Genomic DNA, 16,948 nt, shown 5'->3' with positions numbered 1-16,948 from the left:
GATAATGAAACTCGAATTCTCAGTTTATCGTTATAACCCGGATGTTGATGACGCTCCGCGTATGCAGGACTACACCCTGGAAGCGGAAGAAGGTCGCGACATGATGCTGCTGGATGCCTTAATCCAGCTGAAAGAAAAAGATCCTACGCTGTCGTTCCGCCGCTCCTGTCGTGAAGGGGTTTGTGGCTCTGACGGTGTGAACATGAACGGCAAAAATGGCCTGGCCTGCATCACGCCAATTTCAGCGCTGCAGCGTCCTGGTCAGAAAATTGTTATCCGTCCTCTGCCAGGCCTGCCGGTCGTGCGTGATTTGGTGGTAGACATGGGGCAATTCTATGCACAATATGAGAAGATTAAGCCTTACTTATTGAATAATGGGCAAAATCCACCCGCTCGCGAGCACTTACAGTCTCCTGAGCAGCGTGAAAAACTCGATGGTCTGTACGAGTGTATTCTCTGCGCATGTTGTTCAACGTCCTGCCCGTCGTTCTGGTGGAACCCGGACAAGTTTATCGGCCCGGCCGGTCTGCTGGCTGCCTATCGCTTTCTGATCGATAGCCGCGACACCGAAACCGACAGCCGTCTGGAAGGGCTGAGTGACGCTTTCAGCGTATTCCGCTGCCATAGCATCATGAACTGCGTCAGTGTGTGTCCTAAGGGGCTGAACCCGACGCGCGCCATCGGCCATATTAAGTCGATGCTGCTGCAGCGCAGTGCGTAAGTAGTGAGAGGGGAGCGCTGTTCCCCTCACCCTGACCCTCTCCCAAAGGGAGAGGGAACAGATTGCAGAAACCTTTAAAAACTGCCCTGTACTACCCTGAAGTCCAGACAGTTTCTAAAGGTTCCTTCGCGGGCCAAATGAAAAGAGCTCGCAGGTGAACCCCGGCACGTACACGTGGTGTGCGTGGTAGTTTCTACGGCGAAAGTAAGCATAAAAATGCTTAAGGGATCACGATGCAGAACGGCGCAATGAAAGCCTGGCTGGACTCTTCTTACCTCTCTGGTGCGAACCAGAGCTGGATAGAACAGCTCTATGAAGACTTCTTAACCGATCCTGACTCAGTGGACGCAAACTGGCGTTCCATGTTCCAGCAGTTGCCTGGCACAGGGGTCAAACCGGATCAATTCCATTCCAAAACACGTGATTATTTCCGTCGTCTGGCGAAGGATGCCTCACGTTACTCTTCTGCGATTTCCGACCCTGACATCAATGCGAAGCAGGTCAAAGTCCTGCAGCTTATCAACGCTTATCGCTTCCGCGGTCACCAGCATGCGAATCTCGATCCGCTGGGACTGTGGAAACAAGACCGTGTGGCCGATCTCGATCCGGCGTATCACGATCTGACCGAGGCCGATTTCCAGGAAAGCTTTAACGTAGGTTCCTTTGCCATCGGCAAAGACACGATGAAGCTGGGCGATCTGATTGACGCGCTCAAGCAAACCTACTGCGGCTCCATCGGCGCGGAATACATGCACATTACCTCTACCGAAGAGAAACGCTGGATCCAGCAGCGCATCGAATCCGTAGCGGGCCACGCGACCTTCTCGGCTGACGAGAAAAAACGCTTCCTGAACGAACTGACTGCAGCGGAAGGACTTGAGCGCTATCTGGGCGCGAAATTCCCGGGCGCAAAACGCTTCTCGCTGGAAGGCGGCGACGCGCTGGTGCCGATGCTGAAAGAGTTGATTCGTCACGCAGGCAAGAGCGGCACCCGTGAAGTGGTACTGGGTATGGCGCACCGCGGTCGTCTGAACGTACTGGTCAACGTGCTGGGTAAAAAACCACAGGACCTGTTCGACGAATTCGCGGGCAAACATAAAGAACACCTCGGCACCGGCGACGTGAAGTACCACATGGGCTTCTCGTCGGATATCGAAACCGAAGGCGGTCTGGTTCACCTGGCGCTGGCGTTTAACCCGTCACACCTGGAAATCGTCAGCCCGGTGGTTATCGGTTCCGTGCGTGCGCGTCTGGATCGTCTGGACGAGCCGAGCAGCAATAAAGTACTGCCAATTACCATCCATGGTGATGCGGCGGTAACAGGGCAGGGCGTGGTTCAGGAAACCCTGAACATGTCGAAAGCGCGTGGTTACGAAGTGGGCGGTACCGTTCGCATCGTGATCAACAACCAGGTGGGCTTCACCACCTCTAACCCGCTGGATGCGCGTTCTACCCCGTACTGCACCGACATCGGTAAGATGGTACAGGCGCCAATCTTCCACGTTAACGCGGATGACCCGGAAGCCGTTGCTTTCGTTACCCGCCTGGCGCTGGATTTCCGTAATACCTTTAAACGCGATGTGTTCATTGACCTCTTCTGCTACCGCCGTCACGGCCACAACGAAGCGGATGAGCCAAGTGCAACCCAGCCGTTGATGTATCAGAAAATCAAAAAACACCCGACCCCGCGCAAAATCTATGCTGACAAGCTGGAGAGCGACAAAGTGACGACGCTGGAAGATGCGACCGAAATGGTCAACCTCTACCGCGACGCGCTGGATGCGGGTGAATGCGTGGTCAAAGAGCTGCGTCCGATGAACATGCACTCCTTTACCTGGTCGCCGTACCTCAACCACGAGTGGGATGAGAGCTACCCGAACAAGGTTGAGATGAAGCGCCTGCAGGAGCTGGCTAAACGCATCAGCACCGTACCGGACGCTATCGAGATGCAGTCTCGCGTGGCGAAAATCTACGCTGACCGTCAGTCCATGGCGGCAGGTGAGAAGCTGTTCGACTGGGGCGGCGCGGAAACGCTGGCTTACGCAACGCTGGTTGACGAAGGTATTCCTGTTCGTCTGTCCGGTGAAGATGCGGGCCGTGGGACCTTCTTCCACCGTCACGCGGTTGTTCACAACCAGTCCAACGGTTCAACCTACACCCCGCTGCAGCACGTGCACAACGGTCAGGGCCAGTTCAAGGTCTGGGACTCCGTGCTGTCTGAAGAAGCGGTTCTGGCCTTCGAATACGGTTATGCCACCGCTGAACCACGCACCCTGACCATCTGGGAAGCGCAGTTCGGTGACTTCGCCAACGGTGCGCAGGTGGTTATCGACCAGTTCATCTCCTCCGGCGAGCAGAAGTGGGGCCGCATGTGTGGCCTGGTAATGCTGCTGCCGCACGGTTATGAAGGTCAGGGTCCGGAGCACTCCTCCGCGCGTCTGGAGCGTTATCTGCAGCTCTGCGCCGAGCAGAATATGCAGGTCTGCGTGCCGTCTACCCCGGCTCAGGTCTACCACATGCTGCGTCGCCAGGCGCTGCGCGGTATGCGCCGTCCGCTGGTGGTGATGTCGCCGAAATCCCTGCTGCGTCACCCGCTGGCGGTGTCAAGCCTGGAAGAACTGGCGAACGGAACCTTCCTGCCAGCCATCGGTGAAATTGACGAGCTGGATCCGCAGGGCGTGAAGCGTGTCGTAATGTGTTCTGGTAAGGTTTATTACGACCTGCTGGAACAGCGCCGCAAGAACGATCAGAAAGATGTCGCCATCGTGCGTATCGAACAGCTTTATCCGTTCCCGCATCAGGCGATGCAGGAAGTGCTGAAACAATATGCTCACGTACATGATTTTGTCTGGTGCCAGGAAGAGCCGCTTAACCAGGGCGCATGGTACTGCAGCCAGCATCATTTCCGTGAAGTGATTCCATTTGGGTCAGCCCTGCGTTATGCAGGTCGCCCGGCCTCCGCCTCTCCGGCGGTAGGGTATATGTCCGTTCACCAGAAGCAGCAACAAGATCTGGTCAATGACGCGCTGAACGTCGATTAATTAAAGGATACAAAATGAGTAGCGTAGATATTCTTGTTCCCGACCTGCCTGAATCCGTAGCAGATGCGACCGTCGCTACCTGGCACAAAAAACCAGGCGATGCCGTTAAGCGCGATGAAGTGCTGGTAGAAATCGAAACTGACAAAGTGGTACTGGAAGTACCGGCTTCGGCGGATGGCGTTCTGGACGCGGTGCTGGAAGATGAAGGTACCACCGTAACCTCTCGTCAGATCCTGGGTCGCCTGCGTGAAGGCAACAGCGCGGGCAAAGAGTCCAGCGCGAAATCTGAAGAGAAAGCCTCTACGCCGGCTCAGCGCCAGCAGGCTTCTCTGGAAGAACAGTCTAACGACGCCCTCAGCCCGGCGATCCGTCGCCTGCTGGCTGAACACAGCCTTGACCCGGCAGCCATCAAAGGCACCGGTGTGGGCGGTCGTCTGACCCGCGAAGACATCGACAAACACCTGGCGAAAGCGCCTGCTCAGGCAGAAGCGAAAGCCCCTGCGACAGCACCAGCAGCACAGCCTGCTCTGGGTGCCCGCAGCGAAAAACGCGTGCCGATGACCCGCCTGCGCAAGCGCGTGGCCGAGCGTCTGCTGGAAGCGAAAAACTCCACCGCGATGCTGACCACCTTCAACGAAGTGAACATGAAGCCAATCATGGACCTGCGCAAGCAGTACGGTGACGCGTTTGAAAAACGTCACGGTATCCGTCTGGGCTTTATGTCCTTCTACGTGAAAGCGGTAGTTGAAGCGCTGAAACGCTACCCGGAAGTGAACGCGTCCATCGATGGCGATGACGTGGTTTACCACAACTATTTCGACGTCAGCATGGCGGTTTCTACACCACGTGGCCTGGTAACGCCGGTTCTGCGTGATGTGGATACCCTGGGTATGGCTGACATCGAGAAAAACATTAAAGAGCTGGCTGTTAAAGGCCGCGACGGCAAGCTGACCGTAGACGACCTGACCGGCGGTAACTTCACCATTACCAACGGCGGCGTATTCGGCTCGCTGATGTCTACCCCGATCATTAACCCGCCGCAGAGCGCGATCCTGGGGATGCATGCCATTAAAGATCGCCCGATGGCGGTAGACGGTAAAGTTGAGATCCTGCCAATGATGTACCTGGCGCTCTCTTACGATCACCGCCTGATCGACGGCCGCGAGTCCGTGGGCTTCCTGGTCGCGATTAAAGAGCTGCTGGAAGATCCAACCCGTCTGCTGCTGGACGTCTAGTTTTGCAGTCTTGCCCGGCGGCGTATGGCTGCCGGGCCAATAAAAGCACGACCTAACGATTACCTGAAGGATGGATAGAACACATGAACTTACATGAATATCAGGCCAAACAGCTGTTTGCCCGGTATGGCTTACCGGCTCCGGTGGGTTATGCCTGTACTACCCCGCGTGAAGCAGAAGAAGCCGCATCTAAAATCGGTTCCGGCCCTTGGGTAGTTAAGTGTCAGGTTCACGCTGGTGGCCGTGGTAAAGCGGGCGGTGTGAAGGTTGTTAAGAGCAAAGAAGAGATTCGTGCGTTTGCTGAACATTGGCTCGGCAAGCGTCTGGTAACGTACCAGACAGATGCGAACGGCCAGCCGGTTAACCAGATCCTGGTTGAAGCGGCGACCGACATCGCAAAAGAACTGTACCTAGGCGCGGTTGTTGACCGTAGCTCCCGTCGCGTGGTCTTCATGGCGTCTACCGAAGGCGGCGTGGAAATCGAAAAAGTGGCGGAAGAAACCCCGCACCTGATCCACAAAGTGGCAATCGATCCGCTGGCGGGCCCGATGCCTTACCAGGGTCGCGAGCTGGCGTTCAAACTGGGCCTGGAAGGCAAGCTGGTTCAGCAGTTCACCAAGATCTTCATGGGTCTGGCGAACATCTTCCTGGAGCGCGACCTGGCGCTGATCGAGATCAACCCGCTGGTGATCACCACTCAGGGCGACCTGATCTGCCTCGATGGCAAGCTGGGCGCTGACGGTAACGCGCTGTTCCGCCAGTCCGATCTGCGCGAAATGCGCGACCAGTCTCAGGAAGATCCGCGTGAAGCACAGGCTGCACAGTGGGAGCTGAACTACGTAGCGCTGGACGGCAACATCGGCTGCATGGTTAACGGTGCGGGCCTGGCAATGGGCACCATGGACATCGTTAAGCTGCACGGCGGTGAGCCAGCAAACTTCCTCGACGTAGGCGGTGGCGCAACTAAAGAGCGCGTAACCGAAGCGTTCAAAATCATTCTCTCTGACGACAACGTGAAGGCCGTTCTGGTAAACATCTTCGGCGGCATCGTTCGTTGCGACCTGATCGCCGACGGTATCATCGGTGCGGTAGAAGAAGTGGGCGTGAACGTTCCGGTGGTTGTGCGTCTGGAAGGTAACAACGCTGAACTCGGCGCGAAAAAACTGGCTGACAGCGGCCTGAATATTATTGCAGCGAAAAGTCTGACGGATGCAGCTCAGCAGGTTGTTGCCGCAGTGGAGGGGAAATAATGTCAGTTTTAATTAATAAAGATACCAAGGTTATCTGCCAGGGCTTCACCGGTAGCCAGGGGACTTTCCACTCCGAACAGGCGATTGCCTACGGCACGCAGATGGTTGGCGGCGTAACGCCAGGTAAAGGCGGCACCACGCATCTGGGCCTGCCGGTATTCAACACCGTGCGTGAAGCCGTCGAAGCGACGGGCGCAACCGCGACCGTGATCTACGTTCCGGCACCATTCTGCAAAGACTCAATTCTGGAAGCGATCGATGCAGGCATCAAGCTGATCATCACCATCACCGAAGGCATCCCGACCCTGGATATGCTGACCGTGAAGGTGAAGCTGGATGAAGCAGGCGTGCGCATGATCGGCCCGAACTGCCCAGGCGTTATCACCCCGGGCGAATGCAAAATCGGCATTATGCCGGGCCACATTCACAAGCCAGGTAAAGTGGGCATCGTGTCCCGTTCCGGTACGCTGACCTATGAAGCCGTTAAGCAGACCACCGATTACGGCTTCGGCCAGTCCACCTGCGTGGGCATCGGCGGTGACCCGATCCCGGGCTCTAACTTCATCGACATCCTGAAACTGTTCCAGGAAGATCCACAGACCGAAGCGATCGTGATGATCGGTGAGATCGGTGGTAGCGCGGAAGAAGAAGCGGCTGCTTACATCAAAGAACACGTGACCAAGCCAGTTGTCGGTTATATCGCGGGTGTGACCGCGCCGAAAGGCAAGCGTATGGGTCACGCAGGCGCGATCATCGCCGGTGGTAAAGGTACTGCTGATGAGAAATTCGCAGCGCTGGAAGCCGCAGGCGTGAAGACCGTTCGCAGCCTGGCGGATATCGGCGAAGCACTGAAATCCATCATTAAGTAAGTCCTCTCTGCTCCCCGGAAGGGGGGCGTTGCAGTATAAAAATGTCCGTTTCGACATGGTTGGCCGCTGTAAAGCGGCCTTTTTTATTGCCTGCCGGGCGTCATGCAATAGTCACTAAATGGTGTTAATTAGAGAGGGGGATAAAAGTAAAATAATTGTTATTTATTTACCTTAAAGAGAGCGGATGGAAAAAAACGAAAAACGCACTAAAATTTATGTCCTGAATAAATTAGGCATTCGGGCTTCTGAGTTAATAAAAATCACTTCTGTTTATATTCATCAATCGACTTGATAACCTTAATTGTATTTTATATACATATCTTTAACATGGTTTTTACTATGTTCACCGCATCAAAACACATTTAACACAACGGATTGTTTTTGATTTAAATCAATGTTTAATGTTTGGAAAAACACACCAAAAGGCGCTAAATTGTCCCCGATCAAAATGGCCGAAAAGTGGTAATTTTGCTATAAATTGATCGACGTCGAAAAACGTAAATGTGATTCAATAAAAACCTGTTTATTGTAAGGGTTTTGCAGCGTATTATATTTGCGGGATCAATTTGAGTTTTTTATTAACGTATTTGTAACCTCACGTCATCGTTTTTATCCTCCTTCAGGGTAATAACGACGACAAGGATGCGAATAATTTGTATTGGGGCATGCGTGTGGATCTCTCTCTGACGGGGTTCACTCTCGGAGTCTTCATGCGATGAGCAAGGAGTCATGATGTTAGATATAGTCGAACTGTCGCGCTTACAGTTTGCCTTGACCGCGATGTACCACTTCCTGTTTGTGCCACTGACGCTCGGTATGGCGTTCCTGCTGGCCATTATGGAAACGGTATACGTTCTCTCCGGCAAACAGATTTATAAAGATATGACCAAGTTCTGGGGCAAGTTGTTTGGTATCAACTTCGCGCTGGGCGTGGCAACCGGTTTGACCATGGAGTTCCAGTTCGGGACTAACTGGTCTTACTATTCCCACTATGTAGGGGATATCTTCGGTGCGCCGCTGGCCATTGAAGGTCTGATGGCATTCTTCCTCGAATCCACCTTTGTAGGTCTGTTCTTCTTCGGCTGGGATCGTCTGGGTAAAGTCCAGCATATGGCGGTGACCTGGCTGGTGGCATTAGGTTCGAACCTGTCCGCACTGTGGATCCTGGTGGCGAACGGCTGGATGCAGAACCCTATCGCGTCTGATTTCAACTTCGAAACCATGCGTATGGAGATGGTCAGCTTTGCCGAGCTGGTCCTGAACCCGGTTGCGCAGGTTAAATTCGTTCACACCGTCGCTTCTGGCTACGTGTGCGGCGCGATGTTTGTACTGGGCATCAGCTCTTACTACATGCTGCGCGGTCGTGACTTCGCGTTTGCTAAGCGCTCCTTTGCTATCGCTGCAAGCTTCGGTATGGCTGCAATCCTCTCTGTTATCGTTCTGGGTGATGAATCCGGTTACGAAATGGGTGACGTGCAGAAAACCAAACTGGCTGCCATCGAAGCCGAATGGGAAACCCAACCGGCGCCTGCTGCCTTTACGCTGTTCGGTATCCCCGATCAGGATGCGCAGGAAAACCGCTTCGCTATTCAGATCCCTTACGCGCTGGGTATCATCGCCACCCGTTCTGTTGATAAGCAGGTGACCGGTCTGAAAGAACTGATGGTTCAGCACGAAGAGCGTATCCGTAACGGTATGAAAGCCTACTCGCTGCTGGAACAGCTGCGTGCCGGTTCTACTGACCAGGCCGTTCGCGACCAGTTCAACAACGTGAAGAAAGATCTGGGTTACGGTTTGCTGCTGAAGCGTTATACCCCGAACGTTTCTGATGCGACAGAAGCGCAGATCCAGATGGCAACCAAAGATTCGATTCCACGCGTTGCGCCACTGTACTTCGCATTCCGTATTATGGTGGGCTGCGGCATCATCATGCTGCTGATCATTGCGGCGTCCTTCTGGTCCGTGATTCGCAACCGCATCGGCGAGAAAAAATGGCTGCTGCGCACCGCGCTGTACGGTATTCCACTGCCGTGGATCGCTATCGAATCCGGCTGGTTTGTTGCGGAGTACGGCCGTCAGCCATGGGCGATTGGTGAGGTACTGCCAACGGCGGTAGCGAACTCGTCCCTGACAGCGGGCGACCTGATCTTCTCCATGCTGCTGATCTGTGGTCTGTACACCCTGTTCCTGGTGGCTGAACTGTTCCTGATGTTCAAGTTCGCGCGCCTTGGCCCAAGCAGCCTGAAAACCGGTCGCTATCACTACGAGCAGTCCACTGCGACTACTCAGCCGGCACGCTAAGACAGGAGTCATCAAATGATCGATTATGAAGTATTGCGTTTTATCTGGTGGCTGTTGATCGGCGTTCTGCTGATCGGTTTCGCCGTCACGGATGGTTTCGACATGGGGGTGGGGATGCTCACCCGTTTCCTCGGTCGTAATGACACCGAGCGTCGAATCATGATCAACTCCATCGCCCCTCACTGGGACGGTAACCAGGTGTGGCTGATCACCGCTGGCGGCGCGCTGTTCGCTGCCTGGCCGATGGTCTACGCGGCTGCGTTCTCCGGCTTCTACGTGGCGATGATTCTGGTGCTGGCCTCTTTATTCTTCCGTCCGGTCGGTTTCGACTACCGTTCCAAGATTGAAGACACCCGCTGGCGCAACATGTGGGACTGGGGCATCTTCATCGGTAGCTTCGTTCCACCGCTAGTGATCGGCGTGGCGTTCGGTAACCTGCTGCAGGGCGTACCGTTCCACCTGGACGAGTACATGCGTCTTTATTACACCGGTAACTTCTTCCAGCTGCTGAATCCGTTTGGTCTGCTGGCCGGCGTGGTGAGCGTGGCGATGATCATCACTCAGGGCGCAACCTATCTGCAGATGCGTACGGTTGGTGAACTGCACCTGCGTTCTCGCGCGACGGCTCAGGTCGCTGCGCTGGTCACGCTGGTCTGCTTTGCACTGGCCGGCGTGTGGGTGGTGTACGGTATCGATGGCTACGTGGTGACGTCTGCAATCAACCATACTGCGCCGTCTAATCCGCTGACCAAAGAAGTGGCGCGTCAGGCAGGTGCATGGCTGGTGAACTTTAACAATACCCCTGCGCTGTGGGCTATCCCGGCTCTGGGCGTATTGCTGCCGCTGCTGACCGTGTTGACGTCTCGTCTGGAGAAAGGCGCTCTGGCGTTCGTGTTCTCATCACTGACCCTGGCGTGCATCATCCTGACATCGGGTATCGCGATGTTCCCATTCGTCATGCCATCCAGCACCATGCTGAATGCTAGCCTGACCATGTGGGATGCAACGTCCAGCCATATGACGCTGAACCTGATGACGTATGTTGCTTGTGTGTTCGTTCCGATTGTTCTGGCCTACACCATCTGGTGTTACTGGAAAATGTTCGGTCGCATCACGAAAGAACATATCGAAAGCAACACCCACTCTATGTACTAAGTAAGGAGCTGAATATGTGGTATTTCGCATGGATTTTAGGGACGCTTCTAGCCTGTGCATTTGGTGTCATCACTGCCCTGGCGCTTGAGCACGTCGAAGCGACCAAAGCGGGTGAAGAAAAACACTGATGAATATTATCGCGACGCTTTACGCGGTAATGGACAAGCGCCCGTTACGGGCGCTTTCTTTAGTGATGGCATTACTGCTGGCAGGTTGTATCTTCTGGGACCCTTCGCGCTTTGCAGCGAAAACCAGCGAGCTTGAAATCTGGCACGGCTTTCTCATTATGTGGGCGGTGTGCGCAGGTGTGATCCATGGCGTGGGCTTTCGTCCGAAAGCCGTTCACTGGCAGGGAATTTTTTGCCCGCTGATTGCCGATCTGGTGCTTCTCGCCGGTTTGATTTTCTTCTTCTTCTGAATAAGAAATGTCCGTTAACGTTATGGGCTTACCCGAGCCCATAAAAATTTACTCTCCGTTTACTTTCTCCCATTCCCAACCCTCTTTCCCGCGCGTATAGTAGCGAAGTTTAAAAGCATTAACTTTTGTTGCATTACCGGGATGTAAAGTGAATACAACGCTGTTTCGATGGCCGGTTCGTGTCTATTACGAAGATACCGATGCCGGTGGTGTGGTTTACCACGCCAGCTACGTTGCTTTTTATGAACGGGCACGCACAGAGATGCTGCGCCATCATCACTTTAGTCAACAGGTACTGTTGGCTGAGCGAGTTGCCTTCGTGGTTCGCAAGATGACGCTTGAGTATTTTGCGCCTGCCAGACTCGACGATATGCTCGAAGTCCAAACTGAAATTACATCAATGCGCGGGACCTCACTGGTTTTCACGCAGCGGATAGTCAACGCAGAGAATACCGTACTGAACTCAGCTGAAGTGCTGATTGTTTGTGTTGATCCAACCATAATGAAGCCTCGTGCGCTTCCTAAGTCTATTGTCGCGGAGTTTAAGCAGTGACTGACATGAATATCCTTGATTTGTTCCTGAAGGCAAGCCTTCTGGTGAAACTTATCATGTTGATTTTGATTGGTTTTTCAATCGCATCCTGGGCCATCATTATCCAGAGAACGCGTATCCTCAATGCCGCTGGCCGTGAAGCCGAAGCCTTTGAAGATAAGTTCTGGTCGGGTATTGAGCTTTCTCGTCTGTATCAGGAAAGCCAGGGACGCCGTGAAAACCTTACAGGCTCCGAGCAAATTTTTTATAGCGGTTTCAAAGAGTTTGCCCGTCTGCATCGTGCAAACAATCATGCGCCGGAAGCGGTAGTGGAAGGTGCCTCGCGTGCGATGCGCATCTCTATGAACCGCGAGCTGGAAAATCTCGAAACGCACATTCCATTCCTCGGCACTGTCGGTTCCATCAGCCCGTATATCGGCCTGTTTGGTACCGTGTGGGGGATCATGCACGCCTTTATCGCGCTGGGCGCGGTGAAGCAGGCGACGTTGCAGATGGTTGCACCGGGTATCGCTGAAGCACTGATTGCGACCGCTATCGGTCTGTTTGCGGCAATTCCGGCGGTTATGGCTTACAACCGTCTGAACCAGCGCGTGAACAAACTGGAACTGAACTACGACAACTTTATGGAAGAGTTCACTGCGATTCTGCACCGTCAGGCGTTTACCAGCACCGAGAGCAACAAGGGGTAAACCATGGCCAGATCGCGTGGACGAGGTCGTCGCGAGCTCAAGTCCGAAATCAATATCGTTCCACTGCTGGACGTCCTGCTGGTACTGCTGCTGATCTTCATGGCGACAGCGCCAATCATTACCCAGAGCGTGGAAGTGGATCTGCCGGATGCGACAGAATCACAGGCGGTGAGCACCAATGACGATCCTCCGGTTATCATTGAGGTTTCCGGCGTAGGGCAATACAGCGTCGTGGTTGAGAAAGATCGTATGGATCAGCTGCCGCCTGAGCAGGTGATTGCTGAAGCGCAGCGTCGCCTCGAGTCAAATCCGAAAACGGTCTTCTTAATCGGTGGCGCGAAAGACGTACCCTACGATGAAATTATTAAAGCGCTGAACTTGCTACATAGTGCGGGTGTTAAGTCAGTTGGCTTAATGACCCAACCTATTTGATCATCCGCGTAGTTTTTGGGAACCGATAGTGTCAAAGGCAACCGAACAGAACGACAAGCTTAAGCGAGCGATAATCGTCTCCGCAGTGCTGCACGTGATTCTCTTTGCAGCGCTGATCTGGAGTTCGTTCGACGAGCATATTGATGCATCAGCCGGCGGCGGTGGAGGGTCTTCCATTGACGCCGTGATGGTGGATCCCGGTGCGGTAGTACAGAACTATAATCGCGAACAACAGCAGAAGGCGAGTGCCAAACGGGCTGAAGAGCAGCGTGAAAAACAGTCGCAACAGCAGGCGGAAGAACTGCGTGAAAAGCAGGCCGCAGAGCAGGAGCGTCTGAAGCAGCTTGAGAAGGAGCGTTTGCAGGCGCAGGAAGCTGCGAAAGAGCAGGCGGAACAGCAGAAGCAAGCCGAAGAGGCCGCGAAAAAAGCACAGGAACAGCAAAAGCAGGCGGAAGAGGCGGCAGCAAAAGCCGCGGCGGACGCGAAAGCACAGGCTGATGCCCAGGCAAAATTAGCGGCAGAAGCGGCGAAGAAAGCCGCTGCTGATGCTCAGAAGAAAGCTGAAGCGGAAGCCGCGAAGAAAGCCGCTGCTGATGCCCAGAAGAAAGCTGAAGCGGAAGCCGCGAAGAAAGCCGCCGCTGATGCTCAGAAGAAAGCCGAAGCGGAAGCCGCGAAAAAAGCCGCTCAGGAAGCAGAGAAGAAAGCTGCTGCCGAGGCAGCGAAGAAAGCTGCTGCTGCTGAGAAAGCGGCTGCTGAAAAAGCTGCCGCTGCTGAAAAAGCCGCTGCCGATAAAAAAGCTGCAGCTGAGAAGGCTGCCGCCGATAAGAAAGCTGCAGCTGAGAAGGCCGCTGCCGATAAGAAAGCTGCTGCTGATAAAGCGGCTGCCAAAAAGGCCGCAGCCGCCGAAAAAGCTGCTGCCGCCGCAGGGGTTGACGATCTGCTGGGCGATTTGAGCTCCGGTAAGAATGCACCGAAAACGGGCGGTGGGGCGAAAGGAAACAACGCAGCGCCGACGGGAAGTGGTAACACTAAGAGTAACGGTGCGACAGGGGCTGAAATCAACGGTTATGCCGCGCAGATTAAATCCGCTATTGAAAGCCGATTCTATGATGCGTCTTCCTATACCGGTAAAACGTGTACGTTGCGTATAAAACTGGCTCCGGACGGCATGCTGCTGGATATTAAGTCTGAAGGTGGCGACCCGGCTTTATGTACTGCGGCCCTGGCTGCAGCGCGTCAGGCGAAGATGCCTAAACCGCCGTCTCAGGCCGTTTACGAAGTCTTCAAAAATGCGCCGCTGGACTTCAAACCTTAAGTTACATTTTCCCCGTGCAAACGGGGAAAAATAGACCAGGTTTAGTCACAGGGTTCTGGTAGTTTTGTCTATTTGAGTTTGTTAACATTCTGCTAAATTATCGTGGGTAAGGTTACCCGGATAAGGGAGATATGATGAAGCAGGCATTACGTGTAGCATTTAGTTTTTTAATGCTGTGGGCAGCAGTACTGCACGCAGAAGTACGTATCGAGATCACCCAGGGGGTGGACTCGGCACGCCCAATCGGTGTTGTTCCGTTCCAGTGGGCCGGTCCTGGCGCTGCACCTGAGGATGCCGGCGGCATCGTGGCGGCTGACCTGCGTAACAGCGGTAAATTCAACCCGTTAGATCGTTCTCGTCTGCCTCAGCAGCCGGGTAGCGCGCAGGAAGTACAGCCTGCAGCATGGTCTGCACTGGGTATTGATGCCGTGGTTGTGGGTCAGGTTACGCCTAACCCGGACGGCTCTTACAATGTGGCCTGGCAGCTGGTGGACACCGGCGGTGCACCGGGTACCGTTCTGGCACAGAACTCTTACAAGGTCACTAAGCAGTACCTGCGCTACGCGGCACACGCTGCCAGCGATGCGGTATTTGAAAAACTGACCGGCATTAAAGGGGCGTTCCGTACCCGTATTGCCTATGTGGTTCAGACCAACGGTGGTCAGTTCCCTTACGAACTGCGTGTATCTGACTATGACGGCTACAACCAGTTCCTGGTGAAACGTTCTTCCCAGCCTCTGATGTCTCCAGCATGGTCTCCGGACGGTTCTAAGCTGGCGTATGTAACCTTCGAAAGCGGCCGTTCAGCGCTGGTTATCCAGACGCTGGCAAACGGTGCTGTTCGTCAGGTGGCGTCGTTCCCTCGTCACAACGGTGCACCTTCATTCTCTCCGGACGGGTCTAAACTGGCGTTTGCGCTTTCAAAAACCGGTAGCCTGAACCTGTACGTGATGGATATTGGCTCTGGCCAGATCCGTCAGGTGACCGACGGACGTAGCAACAATACCGAACCTTCATGGTTCCCGGACAGCCAAAATCTGGCATTTACCTCTGACCAGGCAGGCCGTCCGCAAATCTATAAAGTGAATGTCAACGGCGGTGCTCCGCAGCGTATTTCCTGGGAAGGTACACAGAACCAGAACGCAGACGTGAGCAGCGACGGTAAGTTTATGGTAATGGTGAGCTCCAATGGTGGGCAGCAGCACATTGCCAAACAGGATCTGGTAGCGGGTGGCGTGCAAGTTCTGTCGTCAACGTTCCTGGATGAAACGCCGAGTCTGGCACCTAACGGCACTATGGTAATCTACAGCTCTTCTCAGGGGATGGGATCTGTGCTGAATCTGGTTTCTACAGATGGGCGTTTCAAAGCGCGTATTCCGGCAACTGATGGACAGGTAAAATCACCTGCCTGGTCGCCGTATCTGTAAATAATAATTAATTGATTACTAAAGGAATCATAGAAATGCAACTGAACAAAGTGCTGAAGGGGCTGATGATCGCTCTGCCTGTAATGGCAATCGCAGCGTGTTCTTCCAACAAGAACGCAAGCAATGACCAGAGCGGCGAAGGCATGATGGGTGCCGGCACCGGTATGGACGCGAACGGCAATGGCAACATGTCTTCTGAAGAGCAAGCGCGTCTTCAGATGCAGCAGCTGCAGCAGAACAACATCGTTTATTTCGATCTGGATAAATACGACATCCGTTCTGACTTCGCTGCGATGCTGGATGCGCACGCTAACTTCCTGCGTAGCAACCCATCTTACAAAGTCACCGTAGAAGGTCACGCGGACGAACGTGGTACTCCAGAGTACAACATCTCCCTGGGTGAACGTCGTGCTAACGCTGTTAAAATGTACCTGCAGGGTAAAGGCGTTTCTGCTGACCAGATCTCCATCGTTTCTTACGGTAAAGAAAAACCTGCAGTACTGGGTCACGACGAAGCGGCTTACTCCAAAAACCGTCGTGCCGTACTGGTTTACTAAGAGAATTGCATGAGCAGTAACTTCAGACATCATCTGTTGAGTCTGTCGTTACTGGTTGGAATAGCGGCCCCCTGGGCCGCTTTTGCTCAGGCACCAATCAGTAGTGTCGGCTCAGGCTCGGTAGAAGACCGGGTCACTCAACTCGAGCGTATTTCTAACGCTCACAGCCAGCTTTTAACCCAACTCCAGCAACAACTTTCTGATAACCAAAACGATATTGACTCTCTCCGCGGCCAGATTCAGGAAAGCCAGTATCAGTTGAACCAGGTTGTGGAACGTCAGAAGCAGATTTTGCTGCAGATAGATAGCCTGAGTAGCGGTGGTGCAGCAGCACAAGCACAGCCAGCCGCGGGCGATCAGACCGGTGCGGCGACATCAGCTCCGGCTGCGGATGCTTCTGCTTCAACAGGGGCGCCTGTACAGAGCGGTGACGCGAATACGGACTACAACGCGGCCATTGCCCTGGTGCAGGATCAATCTCGTCAGGATGACGCGCTTGCTGCGTTTCAGAATTTTGTTAAGAAATACCCTGATTCCACTTATCAGCCAAATGCGAATTACTGGCTCGGTCAGCTGAATTACAACAAGGGTAAAAAGGACGATGCGGCGTTTTATTTTGCCTCCGTGGTAAAAAATTACCCGAAATCGCCAAAAGCGCCTGATGCGATGTATAAAGTGGGCGTCATCATGCAGGACAAAGGCGACACTGCGAAAGCCAAAGCGGTTTATCAGCAGGTGGTCTCTAAATTCCCAGGTACCGAAGGTGCCAAGCAGGCGCAAAAACGTCTGAATTCGATGGGATGATTATCGCATGACCAGAAATCGCGTTATTTCTGGTCGTGCAGCATGATTCGTAAGCAGTTAAGTGATCTTCATCGAAATTTTTGTTGCGCTGAATTCTTAAATCAGTAATATATGCCGCCGTTGCCACGGGATATCAAACAACGTGAAAACAGCGTAAAAGTGGGTCGTTAGCTCAGTTGGT

At 53.9% G+C, this 16,948-nt stretch carries 16 protein-coding genes; all 16 read left to right on the top strand.

Features of this window, described 5'->3' with window-relative positions; translation table 11 throughout:
* The first annotated feature begins 4 nt into the window (after positions 1 to 4).
* The 16 genes from sdhB to cpoB all read left to right on the top strand — a co-directional run bounded on the left by sdhB (position 5) and on the right by cpoB (position 16,767).
* Entirely contained in the window at positions 5 to 721 is a 717-nt protein-coding gene (sdhB, locus tag UTM25_RS16075; protein WP_008501090.1) for a succinate dehydrogenase iron-sulfur subunit SdhB, read from the top strand.
* A gap of 233 nt (positions 722 to 954) precedes the next feature.
* Positions 955 to 3,762 (top strand): 2-oxoglutarate dehydrogenase E1 component, encoded by a 2,808-nt coding sequence (gene sucA, locus UTM25_RS16070; protein ID WP_194399847.1) that lies wholly within the window; start codon positions 955 to 957, stop codon positions 3,760 to 3,762.
* Between the two features lie 14 nt (positions 3,763 to 3,776).
* The gene (gene odhB / locus UTM25_RS16065; RefSeq protein ID WP_194399848.1) at positions 3,777 to 4,997 is read left to right on the top strand and encodes a 2-oxoglutarate dehydrogenase complex dihydrolipoyllysine-residue succinyltransferase; all 1,221 of its coding nucleotides are present in this window, start codon (positions 3,777 to 3,779) and stop codon (positions 4,995 to 4,997) included.
* A gap of 83 nt (positions 4,998 to 5,080) precedes the next feature.
* Positions 5,081 to 6,247, top strand: coding sequence for an ADP-forming succinate--CoA ligase subunit beta (gene sucC, locus UTM25_RS16060; protein ID WP_023310791.1), 1,167 nt, complete (start codon positions 5,081 to 5,083; stop codon positions 6,245 to 6,247).
* Positions 6,247 to 7,116: a succinate--CoA ligase subunit alpha gene (gene sucD, locus UTM25_RS16055; protein WP_008501094.1), complete on the top strand. Its 870-nt coding sequence runs from the start codon at positions 6,247 to 6,249 to the stop codon at positions 7,114 to 7,116. The genes sucC and sucD overlap by 1 nt, the downstream gene beginning before the upstream one ends.
* Before the next feature lie 732 nt (positions 7,117 to 7,848).
* Entirely contained in the window at positions 7,849 to 9,417 is a 1,569-nt protein-coding gene (gene cydA, locus UTM25_RS16050; protein WP_023310795.1) for a cytochrome ubiquinol oxidase subunit I, read from the top strand.
* Positions 9,418 to 9,432: 15 nt separating this feature from the next.
* On the top strand, positions 9,433 to 10,572 hold the full coding sequence (gene cydB, locus UTM25_RS16045) for a cytochrome d ubiquinol oxidase subunit II (RefSeq protein ID WP_023334940.1): 1,140 nt from the start codon (positions 9,433 to 9,435) through the stop codon (positions 10,570 to 10,572).
* A gap of 14 nt (positions 10,573 to 10,586) precedes the next feature.
* Entirely contained in the window at positions 10,587 to 10,700 is a 114-nt protein-coding gene (gene cydX, locus UTM25_RS16040; RefSeq protein WP_003858598.1) for a cytochrome bd-I oxidase subunit CydX, read from the top strand.
* A complete protein-coding gene (ybgE, locus tag UTM25_RS16035; RefSeq protein ID WP_010428735.1) occupies positions 10,700 to 10,990 on the top strand; it encodes a cyd operon protein YbgE in 291 nt (96 codons plus the stop codon). The genes cydX and ybgE overlap by 1 nt, the downstream gene beginning before the upstream one ends.
* Positions 10,991 to 11,138: 148 nt before the next feature.
* Positions 11,139 to 11,543 (top strand): tol-pal system-associated acyl-CoA thioesterase, encoded by a 405-nt coding sequence (gene ybgC, locus UTM25_RS16030; RefSeq protein ID WP_003858593.1) that lies wholly within the window; start codon positions 11,139 to 11,141, stop codon positions 11,541 to 11,543.
* Positions 11,540 to 12,232 (top strand): Tol-Pal system protein TolQ, encoded by a 693-nt coding sequence (gene tolQ, locus UTM25_RS16025; protein WP_008501101.1) that lies wholly within the window; start codon positions 11,540 to 11,542, stop codon positions 12,230 to 12,232. The genes ybgC and tolQ overlap by 4 nt, the downstream gene beginning before the upstream one ends.
* Before the next feature lie 3 nt (positions 12,233 to 12,235).
* Positions 12,236 to 12,664, top strand: a complete 429-nt coding sequence (gene tolR / locus UTM25_RS16020; protein ID WP_003858589.1) for a colicin uptake protein TolR — start codon at positions 12,236 to 12,238, stop codon at positions 12,662 to 12,664.
* A 28-nt stretch (positions 12,665 to 12,692) separates the two neighbouring features.
* On the top strand, positions 12,693 to 13,979 hold the full coding sequence (gene tolA / locus UTM25_RS16015) for a cell envelope integrity protein TolA (protein ID WP_029740419.1): 1,287 nt from the start codon (positions 12,693 to 12,695) through the stop codon (positions 13,977 to 13,979).
* Between the two features lie 134 nt (positions 13,980 to 14,113).
* Positions 14,114 to 15,406 carry a Tol-Pal system beta propeller repeat protein TolB gene (gene tolB / locus UTM25_RS16010; protein ID WP_194400099.1) on the top strand — a complete coding sequence of 431 codons (1,293 nt, stop codon included), beginning with the start codon at positions 14,114 to 14,116 and terminating at the stop codon, positions 15,404 to 15,406.
* Between the two features lie 35 nt (positions 15,407 to 15,441).
* Complete coding sequence (pal, locus tag UTM25_RS16005; protein WP_003858578.1) at positions 15,442 to 15,963, top strand: peptidoglycan-associated lipoprotein Pal; 522 nt, start codon at positions 15,442 to 15,444, stop codon at positions 15,961 to 15,963.
* 9 nt (positions 15,964 to 15,972) lie between these two features.
* The gene (cpoB, locus tag UTM25_RS16000; protein ID WP_029740420.1) at positions 15,973 to 16,767 is read left to right on the top strand and encodes a cell division protein CpoB; all 795 of its coding nucleotides are present in this window, start codon (positions 15,973 to 15,975) and stop codon (positions 16,765 to 16,767) included.
* Positions 16,768 to 16,948 lie beyond the last annotated feature (181 nt).

This window comes from Enterobacter sp. 61D5 (genome assembly GCF_034107965.1).
Classification (GTDB): domain Bacteria; phylum Pseudomonadota; class Gammaproteobacteria; order Enterobacterales; family Enterobacteriaceae; genus Enterobacter; species Enterobacter cloacae_M.
Note: the sequence above shows the minus strand (reverse complement) of the source record. Positions and strands in the feature narration are given on the sequence as shown.

What these genes read in the sequence shown, in the direction of transcription:
- sdhB (WP_008501090.1), top strand. Translation starts at nt 5, where the DNA reads ATGAAACTCGAATTCTCAGTTTATCGTTATAACCCGGATGTTGATGAC.
- sucA (WP_194399847.1), top strand. Translation starts at nt 955, where the DNA reads ATGCAGAACGGCGCAATGAAAGCCTGGCTGGACTCTTCTTACCTCTCT.
- odhB (WP_194399848.1), top strand. Translation starts at nt 3,777, where the DNA reads ATGAGTAGCGTAGATATTCTTGTTCCCGACCTGCCTGAATCCGTAGCA.
- sucC (WP_023310791.1), top strand. Translation starts at nt 5,081, where the DNA reads ATGAACTTACATGAATATCAGGCCAAACAGCTGTTTGCCCGGTATGGC.
- sucD (WP_008501094.1), top strand. Translation starts at nt 6,247, where the DNA reads ATGTCAGTTTTAATTAATAAAGATACCAAGGTTATCTGCCAGGGCTTC.
- cydA (WP_023310795.1), top strand. Translation starts at nt 7,849, where the DNA reads ATGTTAGATATAGTCGAACTGTCGCGCTTACAGTTTGCCTTGACCGCG.
- cydB (WP_023334940.1), top strand. Translation starts at nt 9,433, where the DNA reads ATGATCGATTATGAAGTATTGCGTTTTATCTGGTGGCTGTTGATCGGC.
- cydX (WP_003858598.1), top strand. Translation starts at nt 10,587, where the DNA reads ATGTGGTATTTCGCATGGATTTTAGGGACGCTTCTAGCCTGTGCATTT.
- ybgE (WP_010428735.1), top strand. Translation starts at nt 10,700, where the DNA reads ATGAATATTATCGCGACGCTTTACGCGGTAATGGACAAGCGCCCGTTA.
- tolR (WP_003858589.1), top strand. Translation starts at nt 12,236, where the DNA reads ATGGCCAGATCGCGTGGACGAGGTCGTCGCGAGCTCAAGTCCGAAATC.
- tolB (WP_194400099.1), top strand. Translation starts at nt 14,114, where the DNA reads ATGAAGCAGGCATTACGTGTAGCATTTAGTTTTTTAATGCTGTGGGCA.
- pal (WP_003858578.1), top strand. Translation starts at nt 15,442, where the DNA reads ATGCAACTGAACAAAGTGCTGAAGGGGCTGATGATCGCTCTGCCTGTA.
- cpoB (WP_029740420.1), top strand. Translation starts at nt 15,973, where the DNA reads ATGAGCAGTAACTTCAGACATCATCTGTTGAGTCTGTCGTTACTGGTT.